The following is a 15,735-nucleotide window of genomic DNA, read 5'->3' on the forward strand; positions in this document are numbered from 1 at the left end:
TAAATAGCAAACCTCAAGTCCTAAAGGTGACACCATGATCGAACGCACCCTTTTTACCGCCGACCACGAAGCTTTTCGCGACAGCTTTCGCCGCTTCATGGACAAGGAAATCGCCCCTCACCACGAAGCCTGGGAAGAACAAGGCTATGTGGACCGCGCCGTGTGGGACAAGGCCGGCGAAAACGGCTTTTTGTGCATGACCCTGCCCGAGACCTATGGCGGCTCGGACGCCGACAAGCTGTATTCGGTGGTGCAGATGGAAGAACTGGCACGCGCAGGTTTCAGCGGCATTGGCTACGGCTTGCACAGCGAGATCGTCGCCCCTTACATCCTGCATTACGGCACCGAAGCCCAAAAGCAAAAGTACCTGCCCAAGCTGGCCAGCGGTGAGATGGTGGGCGCGATTGCCATGAGCGAACCGGCTGCGGGCTCAGACCTGCAGGGCGTGAAAACCACGGCGCTGCTGCAAGCAGATGGCACCTACCTGATCAACGGCAGCAAGACCTTCATCACCAACGGCTGGCACGCCGATTTGGTGATCCTGGTCGCCAAAACCGACCCGGCAGCAGGCGCCAAGGGCACCAGCTTGTTCTTGATCGAACGCGGCATGCCCGGCTTTGAAAAGGGCAAGCGCTTGAAGAAGTTGGGCCTCAAGGCGCAAGACACGTCAGAACTGTTTTTTGACAATGTGAAGGTCAGCGCAGACCAGCTGTTGGGCGGGACGGCCATGCAGGGCAAGGGATTCATTTGTCTGATGGAACAGCTGCCCTGGGAACGCCTGCAAATCGCGATTGGCGGCATCGCGGCGGCGCAAGCGGCCATCGACTGGACGGTGCAGTACGTGAAAGACCGCAAGGTGTTTGGCCAGGCTGTGGGCAACTACCAGAACACCCGCTACACCCTGGCCGAGTTGCAAACCGAGGTGCAGGTGGCCCGCGTGTTTGTGGACAAATGCTGCGAGCTGATCGTGCAAGACAAACTCGACACCGCCACCGCCAGCATGGCCAAGTACTGGTGCTCGGATTTGCAGTGCAAGGTGATGGACGAGTGTGTGCAGCTGCACGGCGGCTACGGCTACATGTGGGAATACCCCATCACCCGCGCCTATGCCGACGCGCGTGTGCAACGCATCTACGGCGGCACCAACGAGATCATGAAAGAAGTGATCTCGCGCAGCATGGGTCTGGCGGGGCGCTGAACGCATGACCGAACTGGCTGAACCCAAACGCACACGCGGCCGCCCCCGCAAAACCGAGGGCGAACGCGACGATGGCAATCGGCGGCAAGCCCTGATTGCGGCGGCAGCGCAGCTGTTTCACCGCCAAGGCTATGACGCCACCAGCACGCGCGAAATCGCCGCGCAGGTCGGCATGCAACCGGGCTCGCCCTTCTACCACTTTGGCAACAAGCAAGACCTGTTGCTGGCCGTGATGGTGGAGGGCATGAAGCAGGCCAGTGAGCGCCAACGCGCCGCCTGTGCCGGTTTGAGCGGACAAGAAAGCGCACGCGACCGACTGCGCGTGCTGATCCGCAACCAGTTCGATGTGCTGCTCGGGCCTGACAGCGACTTCATCCCGGTGATGCTTTACGAATGGCGCTCGCTGAGCGCCGAACAACGCCAAACCATCACGCAGATCAAGGACGAGTACGAAGCGGCCTGGATACCGGTGCTGCAAGCGCTGCACGACAGCGGGGAGCTACAAGCCCCGGTCGGTCTGGCGCGGCTGATGATTTTTGGCGCGCTCAATTGGTCGGTGCAGTGGTACGAGCACCCGGCCCGTAAGGCGGGCAAGAAAAACCCGCCGCGCGCCTCGCTCGACGGATTGACCGAGACCGCTTTGGCTTTGTTTTTACGGGCCCGCACCTGCGCCGTGCCGCCAACACCGCTGTAAGGTGTAGAGGCTACTCAGTCAAAAATTTCATGCAACCAGGACTTCTTGCGTTTGTAGTGGTCCCGGTCGCCGTAGCCATAACGCCCATCGTCATGCCCCTGTGGGCGCTGCATGCTCGGCGCTGGCTGGGCAGCCTGCTGCGGCAGTGCCGCTGGCACAGAAGCAGCCGCCGCAGCGCGGTCCAGCAGTTTGTCCAGCTCGCCGCGGTCCAGCCAGATGCCCCGGCAGGATGGGCAGTAATCGATTTCGACGCCCTGGCGCTCGGCCATGACGAGGGGGGTATCGGCACAAGTGGGGCATTTCATGGTGATTCCTTTGAATTTGGACAAGCGCAACATGTGAATCAAACCTTCATCCATTCCACCGCACCGTCTGGCAACGCACGCCCTTCGGCCGCAGAGAGCAGGCAGACGCTGCAGCCCACGGAATGCAAGTGAAATGTGAACTGAATTTACGGCCGCCATGAGTCTTGTAAAAGCAGATAATCGCTGATCAACCCTCTCAAAAATTCTGTCCATGCGCACCACCTTCAACTACAAGCACCTGTACTACTTCTGGGTTGTGGCCAAGGAAGGCGGCATCACCCGTGCGGCCGACAAGCTCGACATGGCGGTACAAACCGTGAGCGCCCAGGTGCGGGAGCTGGAGCGCTCGCTGGGCTATGCCCTGCTCAAACCCGCAGGGCGCGGCCTGGCCTTGACCGATGCAGGACTGGCGGCCATGCAGCAGGCTGATCAGATTTTTCAGTTGGGCGAAAACCTGCCGGCCAAGGTGCGCGATGCGGTGAGCTCGCCCACCGTGCGGCTGGCCGCAGGCATCTCGGACGGTTTGCCCAAACTGGTGGTGCGCCGCCTGATGCAGCCCGTGATGGGCGAGCCGCATTTGCGTTTGCTCTGCCACGAGGGGGAGTTCGACGACCTGCTGGGTGACCTGGCCCTGCACCGCCTGGACGTGGTGCTGTCGGACCGGCCTGCACCGGGCAACGCCAATATCAAGCTCTACAACCATGCGTTGGGCTCATCTGCCGTATCCTGGTACGGCAGCGCGGCGCTGGTCAAATCGGCCAAGAAGAAATTTCCGGCCAGCCTGGCCGAGGTGCCGGTGCTGCTGCCCACCGGCCACACTGCCGTCCGCACCCGGCTGGACCATTGGTTTGAACACCACGCCATCCAGCCACGCATCGTGGGCGAATTCGAAGACAGCGCCTTGCTCAAGACTTTTGGCGAAAGCGGCATGGGCGTGTTCCCTGCTGCCGAATGGGTGCATGACGAACTGCTGGCGCACTACGATGTGCAACGCCTCGGACCTTGTGAAGGGGTCAAGGAAAACTTTTTTGCCATCGGCACCGAAAAGAAAGTGCAGCACCCGCTGGTGCAGCGGCTCTTGCAGGCCAGCGACGCGGCCACCTAAGGCAGCACAGCTCCAGATGTGAAAAGCCCCCAGGGCTTGGAGCCCTGGAGGCTGGATCACGAATGCCGCGCGTCAGGCTTTGGCTGAACGCACACTGAGCAGCATGGTCGTGGCCAGGATGCCGACCACCACGCCCAACGAGATGCCCACCGGGATCTTGAACACATCGATCAGGCACATCTTGGTGCCGATGAACACCAGGATCACGGCCAGGCCGTAGTTGAGCAGGTGGAACTTGTTGGCCACCGCCGCCAGCAGGAAGTACATGGCACGCAAACCCAGGATCGCGAACACGTTGCTGGTCAAGACAATAAAAGGGTCCGAGGTGATCGCGAAAATCGCCGGGATCGAGTCTACCGCAAAGATCACATCGGTCAGTGCGATCAGGCAGATCACCATGAACAACGGGGTCGCGATTTTCTTGCCGTTCTCCACCGTCCAGAAGTTTTCACCGTCGTAGTTCTTGCTCACCGGCAGCACCTTGCGCAGCAGCTTCAGAGCCGGGTTGTCTTCGAGGTCAGGTTCTTTGCCCGCCGCCCACCACATCTTCACACCCGTGAGGATCAGGAAGGCACCAAACACATAGAGCACCCAGTGGAATTCGGCCAGCAGCCAGCCACCGACCAAGATCATCACGGTGCGCAGCACGATCGCGCCGATGATGCCGATCATGAGCACACGCTTCTGGAAATTCGTGGGCACCGCAAAGTAGGTGAAGATCATCAGGAAGACAAAGATGTTGTCCACCGCCAATGATTTTTCGATCAGGTAGCCGGTCAGGAACTCCAGCGACTTGGTGTTGGCCAGTTCCACCGATCCGGTCGTGTCCTTGATGGCCCACCAGAACAAGCCGTTGAACAGAAAACTCAGCGCGATCCAGATCAGGGACCAGTTGAGCGCTTCCTTGACACCGATATCGTGGGCGCCCTGCTTTTTGAGCACGACAAAGTCCACGAACAGCGACACCAGCACGATGGCCACAAATGTGGCCCAGAGCCACAGGGGGGCAATGGTTTCCATGAAATACCTCTTTGTTATTGAAGACACTGTTCAGCAGGATCGCACTGTCAAGGATTGCCAGGATGAATCCCGAAACCGGATCTGTGCGCCTGCATGAAGGCCTTTATTTTTACTGAATAAAAAGCTTATTCATTCTTTAAAAACAAGAGTGTCAGACTGAATTTTCTTGCTGTTTTCTAAAGCCTTGCCTGGGCAACATGCCAGCATCGACACACTGGACGCGTCATGCCTGACTTCCACAACATGCGAGCCTCACTCAAAAAGGCATTGCCCACCCGCGAATCCCTGGCGCAACACGCTTGGCTGCGCCCGGTGGCACACCACCTGCTGCATCCCCAGCTGTGGCGCCTGCAACACGAATCGGTGGCAAGGGGCGTGGCCATTGGCACCTTCTGGGCCTTTGTGATCCCCTTGGGTCAAACTTTTGTGGCCGCTGCGCACTGCACCTGGTGGCGCGGCAACATTCCGGCAGCCGCCGTCATGACCATGTTGACCAACCCATTGACTTTCGGGTTCTGGCTCTGGCTGGCCTACCCGGTGGGCCAGCTGTTTCTGGGCTCGTCCACGCACACACAAGCATTGCCCGACGCGAGTTGGGCGAGTGGCTTACAAGAAGTGGGGGGCCCAGTACTTCTGGGCATGGGCATTTTCGGTGTGGGCGGTGCCGCTCTCGCCTATTTGCTGGTCAAACTCGGCTGGCGCCTGCGTGTGGCATTCAGGCGCCACCGCTCCAACACGAAAAGATGAGTGCCCCCGAAGCGGTTAGAGGCCGGGTGCGTCACCCCGGTTTTGATCCGGGGTTCACGCGTCACACCCGCTCGATGATGAGCGCAATGCCCTGGCCCACGCCAATGCACATGGTGCACAGCGCATAACGACCCGCGGTTTGTTGCAAGCGGTTGATGGCGGTGGTGGCCAAACGGGCACCCGACGCACCCAGCGGGTGACCCAAAGCAATAGCGCCGCCCCACGCGTTCACGCGGGCGTCGTCGTCTTTCAGGCCCAGCATGCGCAACACGGCCAAGCCCTGCGCGGCAAAAGCTTCGTTGAGTTCTATCACGTCCATGTGGTCGATGGTCAAGCCGGTTTGTGCCAGCACTTTCAGCGTGGCAGGTGCAGGGCCAATGCCCATGATGCGCGGTGCCACGCCCGCAGTCGCCATGCCCACGATGCGGGCCTTCGGAGTCAAGCCGTTTTTGGCGGCCGTGGCTTCGTCGGCCAATAGCAAGGCGCAAGCACCGTCGTTCACACCCGAGGCGTTGCCTGCGGTCACGGTGCCGTCCGGGCGCACCACGCCTTTGAGCTTGGCCAACGCTTCCAGGCTGGTTTCACGCGGGTGCTCGTCGGTGTCGACAATGATCGCATCGCCCTTTTTCTGGGGGATGCTCACGCCCACAATTTCGCGGGCCAGGTGCCCGGCCTTGATGGCAGCGACCGCACGCAGCTGGCTGTTGTAGGCCATCAGGTCTTGCGCTTCGCGTTCGATCTTGAAGTCGGTGGCCACGTTTTCGGCGGTCTCGGGCATGGAGTCAACGCCGTATTGGGCTTTCATCAGTTTGTTGACAAAGCGCCAACCGATGGTGGTGTCGTACACGGCGTTGGCGCGGCTGAAGGCGCTTTCGGCTTTGGGCATCACAAACGGGGCGCGGCTCATGCTTTCCACACCACCGGCAATCATCAAGCTGGCTTCGCCCGCCTTGATGGCGCGGGCGGCGGTGCCAATGGCGTCCAGACCCGAGCCGCACAGGCGATTGATGGTGGCGCCGGGCACATCAATGGGCAGACCGGCCAGCAAGCTGCTCATGTGGGCCACGTTGCGGTTGTCTTCACCGGCCTGGTTGGCGCAGCCGTACAGCACGTCGGTCACCGCCGCCCAGTCCACGTTGGGGTTGCGGGCTATCAGGGCACGCAGGGGCACCGCACCCAAGTCGTCGGTGCGCACGCTGCTCAAAGCACCGCCGTAACGGCCAAAGGGGGTACGGATCGCGTCGCAAATGTAGGCTTGGTTCATGTGTTAGAGCTCCAGATGAAAATTTTATGCATTTTATTGCATGTTTTGTGCGGTGATTGAAATCATTCTAGGGGTTTAACCCGTCTGTAGAGGGCATGGCCCTGTCCGCACTCAGAGGCGCTTCGCTTTGCCACATCGTGCGAACAGGGCCATGCCCTCTAAAGACTCGGTGCTCGCTGACCCGTGCCATCATGCCTGCGATGGGGCCATGGGGATGGGGCGATGTGGCAAAGCGAAGCGCCTCTGAGCCCGAGCCCCATGGCCCCATCGCAGGCTACCCCATGCAGACATGAAGGACAATTGCTGCCATGCTGATCCAACCTTCACAAGCCGATGTCCGGCGCTTTTTTTGCGGCGTTTACGCCAAGGCCAAAACCTCAGCTCCCCTCGAACCCATGGAAATGCTGGTGAGCCAATGGATTGAGGAACACCCCGAATACCACGCCGAACTGGCCGATGTGGACGCGGCACTGGCCAACATGCACACGGCCGACCCGAACCGGGAAAACCCTTTTTTGCACTTGTCAATGCACCTGTCGATCAGCGAGCAATGCAGCATTGACCAACCCCGTGGCATCCGCCAGGCGGTGGAGTTGCTGACCCACAGACTCAACTCCCTGCACGATGCCCACCACCAGGCCATGGAATGCCTGGGTCGCATGGTGCATGAAAGCCAGCGCTCAGGCCGCATGCCCGATGGCGAGTCCTACATCGCCTGCGTGCAACGCCACGCCACGCAAGACTGATCAGTCCACCGCCTGCAACCAGCGCCGCTGGGCCGTCTGCACCGCATCGGGATAGGCCGCTTGCCCTCGGGAGCCGTTGTAACGTCCCAAACCCATGAACAGATCACCGCCCTCGCGGTCGAGGTAATGCCGCAAGATCACGCAGCCAAATCTCAAGTTGGTTTGCATGTGGAACAAGCGGCTCGCATCGCCATCGCCGATCGAGCGGGTCCAAAAAGGCATGACCTGCATGTAACCCCGAGCACCCGCAGGGGAAACCGCGTGCTTGCGAAAAGCGCTCTCCACCTGGATCAGACCCAGTACCAATGACAGTGACAAACCGGCTCGGCGGGCTTCGTACCACAGCGTTTGCAAAAACTCTTGCCGCTCTGTGGGGTGGCTTTGGAAACGAGCGAGGAGACGGCCCGTGGCGGCCAGCCAGTCGGCGTAAGCTTGCTGGTCAGCCGTCGTGACCAGCACTGGATCGGGCGGCGCGGCATGGGCCACGGCAGCGCTCAGGGCCGTGCGCACGGCATGCGACAAACGCTCCTCCACCTGTGCCCCCGCAAGCGCTGGCTGCGCGGTCAAAAGTCCAAGACCACTGCCCATGACGGCCACCTTCGCCAAGCGCCTCAGAGCTTGACGCCGAGAACACCATTCAAGCGGCAGGGGGATGGCGGACGGCATGGCCCGAACGCATCAGACTGTCATGCGAGAGCGGATATGCGCCAAGATGTCCGATACCGCCACCTTGCTGGCTTCGGCATCGCGGCGGTGCTGGTATTCGACCAGGCCATCCTTGAGGCCTTTGTCGCCGATGGTGACGCGGTGCGGCACACCGATCAATTCCCAGTCGGCGAACATGGCACCGGGGCGCTCGCCCCGGTCGTCCAGGATCACGTCCACACCCTCGGCCAACAAGGCGGCGTAGATGCGCTCGGCTTCAAGCTTGACGGCTTCGCTGCGGTCCATGCCGATGGGGCAAACCACCACGGTGAAGGGGGCAATGGCGTCGGGCCAGATGATGCCCCGCTCGTCGTGGTTTTGCTCGATGGCGGCGGCGGGCAAGCGTGTGATGCCAATGCCGTAGCAGCCCATTTCCAAAAATTGCGGTTTGCCGGTTTCGTCCAGGAAGGTGGCGTTCATGGCCTTGGAGTATTTGGTGCCCAAATAGAACACATGGCCCACTTCGATGCCACGCTCAATGGCCAGCTCGCCTTGGCCGTCGGGCGACTTGTCGCCCGCCACCACGTTGCGGATGTCGGCCACCAGGGCAGGCTCGGGCAGGTCACGGACCCAGTTGACGCCGGTGATGTGGAAGTCTGGTTCATTGGCACCGCAAATCCAGTCGGCCATCACGGCCACTTCGCGGTCGGCCACCAAGTGCACGGGCTTCTTCAGGTTCAGGGGGCCGAGGTAACCCGGCTTGCAACCAAAGTGGTCTTCGATCTCGCTCAAGGTGGCAAAGCGGAAGCCGCCTTCCATGCCGGGCAGCTTGCCGACTTTGACTTCGTTCATATCGTGGTCGCCGCGCAGCAACAGCAGCCAAACTTGCGATTTGACGATCTCACCCTGCTCATTGAGCGTGTCGGTGGCCAGCACCAGCGACTTGACGGTGGTGGACAGCGGCACGTTCAGCAAGGCGGCGACGTCTTCGCAGGTGCTCTTGCCTGGCGTGGGGGTTTTGGTCAGGGCCTGTGTGGCTGCAGCGCGGGGCTGGCTCGGGGCCAGGGCCTCGGCTTTTTCCATGTTGGCGGCGTAGCTGCTGGTGGGGCAATACACGATGGCGTCTTCCCCCGTGGCGGCAATCACCTGGAACTCTTCGCTCAAATCGCCCCCGATGGCGCCGCTGTCTGCGGCGACGGCGCGGTAGGTCAAACCAAAACGGTCGAAAATCTTGCGGTAGGCCCCGGCCATGACCTGGTAGCTGGCCTTGGCGCTGGCCATGTCGCGGTCAAAGCTGTAGGCGTCTTTCATGGTGAATTCGCGCCCGCGCATCAGGCCAAAACGGGGACGGCGCTCGTCGCGGAATTTGGTCTGGATCTGGTAAAAGTTTTTGGGCAGCTGCTTGTAGCTGCGCACTTCCTGGCGCACCACGTCGGTCACCACCTCTTCGCTGGTGGGCTGGATGACGAAATCACGGCCGTGGCGGTCCTTGATGCGCAAAAGCTCTGGGCCCATCTTGTCAAAACGACCCGTTTCCTGCCACAGCTCGGCGGGCTGCACCACGGGCATGGTCATCTCGATGGCCCCTGCGCGGTTCATCTCTTCGCGCACGATGGCCTCCACCTTGCGGATCACGCGCAGGCCCATGGGCATGTAGTTGTAGATGCCTGCACCCAGTTTCTTGATCAGACCCGCCCGGGTCATCAGCTTGTGGCTGACCACCTCGGCATCGGCGGGGGCTTCTTTGAGGGTGGAAATGAGGAACTGGGAGGCTTTCATCGCAACAGGCTAACTCAGACAAGGGCATCAGGGAAACATCCAACAGCCAGCGGCGGTGCGCCGTGCATAATGGACACAATTTAAAAATTTGAGGTTGATTATGCTTGACCGTGAAGGCTTTAGGCCGAACGTCGGCATCATTCTGCTCAACCAGAAAAACCAGGTTTTCTGGGGCAAGCGCATCCGCACCCACAGCTGGCAGTTTCCGCAGGGTGGCATTGACCGGGGCGAAAGCCCTGAACAGGCCATGTTCCGCGAACTCCATGAAGAAGTGGGGCTCCACCCGGAGCATGTGCGCATCGTGGCCCGGACCCGTGACTGGTTGCGCTATGAGGTGCCAGACCGCTTCATCCGCAGGGATGCACGCGGTTTTTACAAGGGCCAGAAACAAATCTGGTACCTGCTGCAGTTGGTCACCCACGACCACCATCTGAACCTGCGCGCCACTGACCACCCCGAGTTCGACGCCTGGCGTTGGAACGATTACTGGGTACCGCTCGATGTGGTGGTGGAGTTCAAGCGCGGTGTATACGAGATGGCGCTGACCGAGTTGGCGCGCTTTCTGCCGCGCCAGGACCGCCAAAACCGCTATCTGCGCAGTGGCAACCGCTCGCCTCGCGAAGGCAGCGAGCAAGAAGGTCCGCGACCCGACATGCAGCACCCCATGCACATGGAGTTACCGCCAGGGGCCAGCTTTGACCCCAATCCGCAAGGCTGACACCTCAGGCGGGTGCGCCCGGCAACACCTGCGGTGTCAGCGGCTCAGTATCAAGTTGTCGCGGTGCACCATCTCGGGCTCGGCGGTGTACCCCAGCAAGGCCTCGTACTCGTGCGAAGGCTTTCGGCACAGCAAACGGGCCTCGGCACTGGCGTAATTGGCCAGGCCCCGGGCGATTTCGGCACCTTGTTCATCCCGGATCGCGATCACATCGCCGCGTGAAAAATCACCCGCTACGCCCGTCATGCCAATGGGCAACAAGCTTTTGCCTTCGGTCAGCACTTTGTGGGCTGCACCCGCATCCACCGTGACCGAGCCGCGCAGCTGCAGATGGTCGGCCATCCACTGTTTGCGGGCCTGCTGCTTGGCCGTTTGCGCCACCAGCAAGGTGCCCATGTTGTCACCCTGCGCCAGGCGCAGCAGGGCATCGGGCTCGCGCCCCCAGGCGATCACGGTGGACGCGCCCGAACCGGCTGCACGCTTGGCCGCCAGGATTTTGGTGATCATGCCGCCCTTGCCGATGCTCGAACCTGCACCGCCCGCCATGGTTTCCAGGGCCGGATCACCGGCTCGGGCCTCGTGCACAAAAGTAGCTGCGGGGTCTTTGCGGGGGTCGGCGGTGTACAAGCCTTTTTGGTCGGTCAGAATGACCAGCAAGTCGGCTTCGATCAGGTTGGCCACCAAAGCGCCCAAGGTGTCGTTGTCACCAAACTTGATCTCGTCGTTGACCACCGTGTCGTTCTCGTTGATCACAGGCAGCACGCGGTGCTGCAGAAGTGTCAGCAAAGTGGAGCGGGCATTGAGGTAGCGCTCGCGGTCGGCCAGGTCGGCGTGCGTGAGCAGCACCTGGGCGCTGCCCATGCCGTTTTCCCGCAGCTTGGTTTCGTACATCTGCGCCAAGCCCATCTGGCCCACCGCAGCAGCCGCTTGCAGGGCTGGCACTTCGCTCGGGCGGGTGGTCCAGCCCAGGCGCTTCATGCCTTCGGCGATCGCGCCGCTGGAGACCATGACCACTTCCTTGCCCTGGGCGCTGAGCAGCGCCATCTGGCGGCACCACTCGCCAATCGCCCCCTCATCCAGCCCCCGGCCTTCGTTGGTCACCAGACTGGAGCCAACTTTGACAACGATGCGGCGCGCATCGCGCAAGAGGGTGGAAACGGCGGCAGAGGTCATGCTTCGGGATATGCTGGGCGTGAGAGGCAAAGAATCTTCGGCGCAGGCCGCGAGTCAATCGGCGTCAGGGGACAGTGGCTTGAAACGCGGGTCATCGGCATCGGGCTCCAGCGGCTTGTCCTGCTCCTTGAAGCGGGGGTCGATGTCCACCACGCCTTGTTCGATGATTTGCTGAGCCCGGATGTGCTTGTAAATCTCTTTGATCAGCGGCTCGCAGCCTTCGCGGGTCAGGGCCGAGATCTGGAAAACCGGGCCTTTGTAGCGCATGCGCTTGATGAAATCTTTCACACGGGCTTCGCGCTCATCAGCAGGCACCATGTCCAGCTTGTTGAGCACTAGCCAGCGCGGCTTGTCGTAGAGCTTGGCATCGTATTTTTTGAGCTCGGCCACGATGGCCTTGGCTTGTTGCACCGGGTCAACGTTCTCGTCGAACGGGGCAAAGTCGACCACATGCAGCAGCAAGCGCGTGCGCTGCAAATGGCGCAAAAACAAATGGCCCAGGCCGGCGCCCTCAGAGGCCCCCTCGATCAAGCCCGGCACATCAGCCACCACAAAGCTTTGCTCCGGACCCACGCGCACCACACCCAGGTTGGGGTGCAAGGTGGTGAAGGGGTAATCGGCAATTTTAGGCCGGGCGTTCGACACGGCCGCAATGAAGGTGGATTTGCCTGCGTTGGGCATACCCAACAGCCCCACGTCGGCCAGCACCTTCAGCTCCAGCTTGAGTTCTTTCTTTTCACCGAGCCAGCCGGGTGTTTTTTGGCGCGGGGCGCGGTTGATCGCGCTTTTGAAGCGCATGTTGCCAAAACCACCGTCACCGCCCTTGGCAATCATGATGGTTTCACCGGGCACCAGCAGTTCATACAGCACTTCGCCGGTTTCGGCGTCGCTGATGATGGTGCCCACGGGCATTTTGAGGATGACGTCGTCACCCGCTGCACCAAACATGTCGGAACCCATGCCGTGCTGACCGCGTTTGGCCTCGTGGCGGCGTGAATAACGGTAGTCGACCAGGGTGTTCAGGTTGATGTCGGCATAGGCGTACACATGGCCGCCCCGACCGCCATCGCCCCCGTTGGGACCACCGAATTCCTTGTACTTTTCATGACGGAACGAGACGCAGCCGTTCCCGCCGTCACCTGCGGCGATGTCAATATAGGCTTCGTCAACGAACTTCATGAGATTTCCAGTTTAGCTTGGGGATCGCTGCCAAAAGACCAGCGGTCCAGAATGCGAAAAGCCCCGGCTTGCGGGGCTCCTCTTTGCCATGGGCGAGACAGGCTTAAACAGCCGGTGTCACGTTGACCATGTGCTTGCTGAGCTCACCTTTGGTAGAAAACGACACGTGACCGTCAACCAGGGCAAACAAAGTGTGGTCTTTGCCAATGCCGACATTGTTGCCAGCATGGAATTTGGTACCACGTTGACGAACGATGATCGAGCCTGCGCTGATCAGTTCACCACCGAAAGCCTTGACGCCGAGCATTTTTGGCTTGGAATCACGACCGTTGCGCGTAGAGCCGCCGCCTTTTTTCTGTGCCATGACCTATTCTCCTCAGGCAGCGATCGCACCGATTTGCAGTTCGGTGAACTGCTGACGGTGACCCTGACGTTTCTGATAGTGCTTGCGACGGCGCATCTTGAAGATGTGCACTTTGTCGTGCTTGCCATGAGCCACCACAGTGGCTTTGACTGTGGCGCCGGACACCAGGGGCGTGCCGATTTTCAAGTCTGCGCCGTTGCCGACTGCGAGAACTTGATCGATCACGATTTCCTGGCCAACGTCCGCAGCAATCTGTTCTACTTTAATTTTTTCGCCAGCGACAACACGATACTGTTTGCCACCGGTTTTTATGACCGCGTACATAAATGACCTCTTTGAATGGAAGTTTCCAAGGGCTAATCCCCAAGGAACCGGTAATTTTAGCACGATACCGCCTTGCCAGGCAAATGTTCAGGCAGCCACAGGCCTCGAAGGGGCCGAACCGCGCAGTGCGGTCCCTATAATGCGTGCAGTTACAAAACCTCACCGTTCACCGCCCTCGCCGCCCCGGTCATGCCGGGACACCCAGCCGGAACCTCCATTTGTCTGCCTCAGAACACAGCACAGCCGCCGTCCTTGAACTGGTGGCCCCCGACATGGCCAAAGTCGATCGGGTGATCGCTCAACGACTCGACTCCGGCGTGCCTTTGGTGGGTGAGGTGGCGCGCTACATCATTTCGGCTGGCGGCAAACGCTTGCGTCCGGTGCTCTTGCTCTTGACTTGCGGCGCCTTGGGTTACTCCGGTAGCCAGCGCCACAATCTGGCCGCTGTTGTCGAATTCATCCACACTGCCACCCTGCTGCACGACGACGTGGTGGACGAATCGACCCTGCGCCGGGGCAGGCCCACGGCCAACGAAAACTTCGGCAACCCAGCCAGTGTGCTGGTGGGCGATTTTTTGTATTCCCGCGCCTTCCAGATGATGGTGGACGCGGACAGCATGCGGGTGATGCAAACCCTAGCCGACGCCACCAATGTGATCGCCGAAGGCGAAGTACTGCAATTGATGAACATGCACGACGCCTCGCTCGACGAAGAAGGCTATTTGCGCGTGATCCGGTCCAAAACGGCCAAACTGTTTGAAGCCAGCGCACGCCTTGGGGCCATCCTGGCGGGCAGCCCCGCCGCCACCGAGGCCGCTTGCGCCCAGTACGGTCAGGCTTTGGGCACGGCATTCCAGGTGATCGACGATGTGCTGGATTACGACGGCAACACCGCAGAAATGGGCAAAAACCTGGGTGATGACCTGCGCGAGGGCAAGGCGACCTTGCCTTTGATTTTGGCCATGCAATTGGGTAGCGACAGCCAAAGACAAACCGTGCGCGAAGCGATCGAGACGGGCAGCGTGGAGCGCTTGGCCGACATCGTGGCCATCGTGCGCGAAACCGGGGCACTGGAAGCCACGCGCAACGCAGCGGCCTCCGAGGCACAGCGCGCCATCGATGCGGCCATGCAGCTGCCTGACAATGCCCATCGCCAAGCCATGGTGGTGTTGGCATCACAATTGCTGAACCGCAGAACCTGACCGGGCGGATCGGCCATGAAACTGCCCAGCCACTTTGTTCGTGCCCTCGCCGCCTTGGCCTGTTGCATGTGCCTCGGCGCGCAAGCCAGCCCCAAATGGGAAGCGGTCATGCTCAACGACCAAGGCTTGTTCTACATCGACCCGAAGTCCATCACCGAAGAAGACGGCCGGAAAAAGGTGTGGAGCGCTCTGGATTACAAAAAACCGCAAAGCACAGGTGACGGCAAGCCTTATCTGTCCGTCCATTCACAGATCCAACTCAATTGCAAATTGAAAATGGCCCGGGTGTTGCATGTGACGTATTACACCGGTCCGATGCTCACAGGCCAAGTGGTGAGCCGCCAAGGCATGTTGCACGAATGGCTGGACATCGACCCCACATCACCGATTCAAAAAATCGCCCGACGCGTTTGTTGATGCAAGCCGCAGCCCATCAGGCTGTGATCTTCAATGGACGGCATCCCTCAGCCGGATCACCTCTTCACGCAAATCATGGGCCCATGCGCGGCGGTCGCGGCCTTGGGCCCATTGCAAGGCACCGAAATGGACCACCGCCGTGATCCGTGGCGCTGTCAGTGTGCGCCACATTGACCCCAGCAGGGTGTCATCGCCAATATAACAAGGCGCAAAACTCGGCTCACCGCTGTGTGCATCCAGAAACTGAAGGGACATGGGTTGCACCGGGGCGTCGGCCTGAATGGCCGACTGGATCAGGTTGGCATGGAAAGGTAACAAATCACGCCCATCACTGGTTGTGCCCTCCGGGAAAACCGCCACCACATCGCCGTCCTTCATGGCATCGACCATGTCCTTGACCATGCGCAAGGCATCTTTTCGGCTGGTGCGTTCGATGTAGAGCGTGCCAGCCCCCGTGGCGAGCATGCCCACCAAGGGCCAGTCGCGGATGTCGGATTTGGACACAAAACGGCAATGCCGGGCCGCATGGATGACCGAAATGTCCAACCAGGAAATGTGGTTGGCCACGATCAAGGCCGGTCCGTTGGACACAGGCTGCCCCAGCACCTTGAGGTGAATGTCCCACAAGGCGAGAAACTGCAGTGCCCACGCCTGCACACGCATTTCCCGCTGCTCGGCATTGAGCTGGGGAAAGCGGACATAAATCGTCCACATGCCGACCAACACGTGCCATAGACCACGCAGCAACTTCCAAATCGCACGCAAGGTCCGCATCACGCACTCATGCCCTGGTCATCCACGGCTTGGAACAAGGCATCCTCAACGCCCGATCCGCTCGGGCATGACAGCGCCCGC

18 protein-coding genes are annotated in these 15,735 nt (G+C 60.6%); 8 read left to right on the plus strand and 10 right to left on the minus strand.

Annotation, left to right across the window (positions count from 1 at the left end):
* The first annotated feature begins 34 nt into the window (after positions 1-34).
* Both ACHEXL_RS10605 and ACHEXL_RS10610 read left to right on the plus strand, forming a co-directional pair.
* Positions 35-1,198, plus strand: coding sequence for an acyl-CoA dehydrogenase family protein (locus ACHEXL_RS10605; RefSeq protein ID WP_416559428.1), 1,164 nt, complete (start codon positions 35-37; stop codon positions 1,196-1,198).
* 4 nt (positions 1,199-1,202) lie between these two features.
* A complete protein-coding gene (locus ACHEXL_RS10610; RefSeq protein ID WP_416559429.1) occupies positions 1,203-1,892 on the plus strand; it encodes a TetR/AcrR family transcriptional regulator in 690 nt (229 codons plus the stop codon).
* 14 nt (positions 1,893-1,906) lie between these two features.
* On the opposite strand, the gene ACHEXL_RS10615 is transcribed toward ACHEXL_RS10610, so the two are convergent.
* A complete protein-coding gene (locus ACHEXL_RS10615) occupies positions 1,907-2,197 on the minus strand; it encodes a zf-TFIIB domain-containing protein (RefSeq protein ID WP_416559430.1) in 291 nt (96 codons plus the stop codon).
* 211 nt (positions 2,198-2,408) lie between these two features.
* On the opposite strand from ACHEXL_RS10615, the gene ACHEXL_RS10620 reads away from it, so the two are divergent.
* Positions 2,409-3,302 carry a LysR family transcriptional regulator gene (locus ACHEXL_RS10620; protein ID WP_416559431.1) on the plus strand — a complete coding sequence of 298 codons (894 nt, stop codon included), beginning with the start codon at positions 2,409-2,411 and terminating at the stop codon, positions 3,300-3,302.
* Positions 3,303-3,374: 72 nt separating this feature from the next.
* Here ACHEXL_RS10620 and ACHEXL_RS10625 read toward each other — a convergent pair whose 3' ends face one another.
* Positions 3,375-4,322: a TerC family protein gene (locus ACHEXL_RS10625; protein ID WP_416559432.1), complete on the minus strand. Its 948-nt coding sequence runs from the start codon at positions 4,320-4,322 to the stop codon at positions 3,375-3,377.
* A 225-nt stretch (positions 4,323-4,547) separates the two neighbouring features.
* Here ACHEXL_RS10625 and ACHEXL_RS10630 point away from each other — a divergent pair, with 225 nt between their 5' ends.
* Positions 4,548-5,069, plus strand: coding sequence for a DUF2062 domain-containing protein (locus ACHEXL_RS10630; protein WP_416559433.1), 522 nt, complete (start codon positions 4,548-4,550; stop codon positions 5,067-5,069).
* Between the two features lie 61 nt (positions 5,070-5,130).
* Here the strand turns inward: ACHEXL_RS10630 and pcaF are convergent, their stop codons facing one another.
* Positions 5,131-6,333 carry a 3-oxoadipyl-CoA thiolase gene (gene pcaF / locus ACHEXL_RS10635; protein ID WP_416559434.1) on the minus strand — a complete coding sequence of 401 codons (1,203 nt, stop codon included), beginning with the start codon at positions 6,331-6,333 and terminating at the stop codon, positions 5,131-5,133.
* Positions 6,334-6,644: 311 nt separating this feature from the next.
* Between pcaF and ACHEXL_RS10640 the strand changes: the two genes are divergently transcribed.
* Complete coding sequence (locus ACHEXL_RS10640; protein WP_291926430.1) at positions 6,645-7,079, plus strand: DUF1841 family protein; 435 nt, start codon at positions 6,645-6,647, stop codon at positions 7,077-7,079.
* Here the strand turns inward: ACHEXL_RS10640 and ACHEXL_RS10645 are convergent, their stop codons facing one another.
* Positions 7,080-7,667, minus strand: a complete 588-nt coding sequence (locus ACHEXL_RS10645; RefSeq protein WP_416559435.1) for a lytic transglycosylase domain-containing protein — start codon at positions 7,665-7,667, stop codon at positions 7,080-7,082.
* Positions 7,668-7,757: 90 nt separating this feature from the next.
* Entirely contained in the window at positions 7,758-9,503 is a 1,746-nt protein-coding gene (locus tag ACHEXL_RS10650) for a proline--tRNA ligase (protein ID WP_416559436.1), read from the minus strand.
* A gap of 100 nt (positions 9,504-9,603) precedes the next feature.
* Between ACHEXL_RS10650 and ACHEXL_RS10655 the strand changes: the two genes are divergently transcribed.
* Positions 9,604-10,221, plus strand: coding sequence for an RNA pyrophosphohydrolase (locus ACHEXL_RS10655; protein ID WP_416559437.1), 618 nt, complete (start codon positions 9,604-9,606; stop codon positions 10,219-10,221).
* Positions 10,222-10,257: 36 nt separating this feature from the next.
* On the opposite strand, the gene proB is transcribed toward ACHEXL_RS10655, so the two are convergent.
* From proB to rplU, 4 genes are all read right to left on the minus strand, one after another.
* The gene (gene proB, locus ACHEXL_RS10660; RefSeq protein ID WP_416559438.1) at positions 10,258-11,394 is read right to left on the minus strand and encodes a glutamate 5-kinase; all 1,137 of its coding nucleotides are present in this window, start codon (positions 11,392-11,394) and stop codon (positions 10,258-10,260) included.
* A 54-nt stretch (positions 11,395-11,448) separates the two neighbouring features.
* Positions 11,449-12,573, minus strand: a complete 1,125-nt coding sequence (gene cgtA / locus ACHEXL_RS10665) for an Obg family GTPase CgtA (protein ID WP_416559439.1) — start codon at positions 12,571-12,573, stop codon at positions 11,449-11,451.
* 103 nt (positions 12,574-12,676) lie between these two features.
* Positions 12,677-12,937: a 50S ribosomal protein L27 gene (gene rpmA / locus ACHEXL_RS10670; protein ID WP_019430604.1), complete on the minus strand. Its 261-nt coding sequence runs from the start codon at positions 12,935-12,937 to the stop codon at positions 12,677-12,679.
* A gap of 12 nt (positions 12,938-12,949) precedes the next feature.
* Positions 12,950-13,261 carry a 50S ribosomal protein L21 gene (gene rplU, locus ACHEXL_RS10675; RefSeq protein ID WP_053171757.1) on the minus strand — a complete coding sequence of 104 codons (312 nt, stop codon included), beginning with the start codon at positions 13,259-13,261 and terminating at the stop codon, positions 12,950-12,952.
* Between the two features lie 218 nt (positions 13,262-13,479).
* Between rplU and ACHEXL_RS10680 the strand changes: the two genes are divergently transcribed.
* Both ACHEXL_RS10680 and ACHEXL_RS10685 read left to right on the plus strand, forming a co-directional pair.
* A complete protein-coding gene (locus ACHEXL_RS10680; protein ID WP_416559440.1) occupies positions 13,480-14,463 on the plus strand; it encodes a polyprenyl synthetase family protein in 984 nt (327 codons plus the stop codon).
* A gap of 15 nt (positions 14,464-14,478) precedes the next feature.
* Complete coding sequence (locus ACHEXL_RS10685) at positions 14,479-14,880, plus strand: surface-adhesin E family protein (RefSeq protein ID WP_416559441.1); 402 nt, start codon at positions 14,479-14,481, stop codon at positions 14,878-14,880.
* 30 nt (positions 14,881-14,910) lie between these two features.
* Here ACHEXL_RS10685 and ACHEXL_RS10690 read toward each other — a convergent pair whose 3' ends face one another.
* Positions 14,911-15,654, minus strand: a complete 744-nt coding sequence (locus ACHEXL_RS10690; RefSeq protein WP_416559442.1) for a lysophospholipid acyltransferase family protein — start codon at positions 15,652-15,654, stop codon at positions 14,911-14,913.
* Between the last annotated feature and the right edge of the window lie 81 nt (positions 15,655-15,735).

It is taken from the genome of Limnohabitans sp. YIMB22184, assembly GCF_048020265.1.
Taxonomy (GTDB): domain Bacteria; phylum Pseudomonadota; class Gammaproteobacteria; order Burkholderiales; family Burkholderiaceae_C; genus Limnohabitans_A.

Bases quoted from the DNA above. Each gene is read 5' to 3' on its own strand.
- proB (WP_416559438.1), bottom strand. From the start codon at position 11,394: ATGACCTCTGCCGCCGTTTCCACCCTCTTGCGCGATGCGCGCCGCATC.
- rpmA (WP_019430604.1), bottom strand. From the start codon at position 12,937: ATGGCACAGAAAAAAGGCGGCGGCTCTACGCGCAACGGTCGTGATTCC.
- ACHEXL_RS10685 (WP_416559441.1), top strand. From the start codon at position 14,479: ATGAAACTGCCCAGCCACTTTGTTCGTGCCCTCGCCGCCTTGGCCTGT.
- ACHEXL_RS10615 (WP_416559430.1), bottom strand. From the start codon at position 2,197: ATGAAATGCCCCACTTGTGCCGATACCCCCCTCGTCATGGCCGAGCGC.
- ACHEXL_RS10620 (WP_416559431.1), top strand. From the start codon at position 2,409: ATGCGCACCACCTTCAACTACAAGCACCTGTACTACTTCTGGGTTGTG.
- ACHEXL_RS10630 (WP_416559433.1), top strand. From the start codon at position 4,548: ATGCCTGACTTCCACAACATGCGAGCCTCACTCAAAAAGGCATTGCCC.
- ACHEXL_RS10625 (WP_416559432.1), bottom strand. From the start codon at position 4,322: ATGGAAACCATTGCCCCCCTGTGGCTCTGGGCCACATTTGTGGCCATC.
- ACHEXL_RS10650 (WP_416559436.1), bottom strand. From the start codon at position 9,503: ATGAAAGCCTCCCAGTTCCTCATTTCCACCCTCAAAGAAGCCCCCGCC.
- cgtA (WP_416559439.1), bottom strand. From the start codon at position 12,573: ATGAAGTTCGTTGACGAAGCCTATATTGACATCGCCGCAGGTGACGGC.
- ACHEXL_RS10610 (WP_416559429.1), top strand. From the start codon at position 1,203: ATGACCGAACTGGCTGAACCCAAACGCACACGCGGCCGCCCCCGCAAA.
- pcaF (WP_416559434.1), bottom strand. From the start codon at position 6,333: ATGAACCAAGCCTACATTTGCGACGCGATCCGTACCCCCTTTGGCCGT.
- rplU (WP_053171757.1), bottom strand. From the start codon at position 13,261: ATGTACGCGGTCATAAAAACCGGTGGCAAACAGTATCGTGTTGTCGCT.
- ACHEXL_RS10645 (WP_416559435.1), bottom strand. From the start codon at position 7,667: ATGGGCAGTGGTCTTGGACTTTTGACCGCGCAGCCAGCGCTTGCGGGG.
- ACHEXL_RS10655 (WP_416559437.1), top strand. From the start codon at position 9,604: ATGCTTGACCGTGAAGGCTTTAGGCCGAACGTCGGCATCATTCTGCTC.
- ACHEXL_RS10690 (WP_416559442.1), bottom strand. From the start codon at position 15,654: ATGCGGACCTTGCGTGCGATTTGGAAGTTGCTGCGTGGTCTATGGCAC.
- ACHEXL_RS10605 (WP_416559428.1), top strand. From the start codon at position 35: ATGATCGAACGCACCCTTTTTACCGCCGACCACGAAGCTTTTCGCGAC.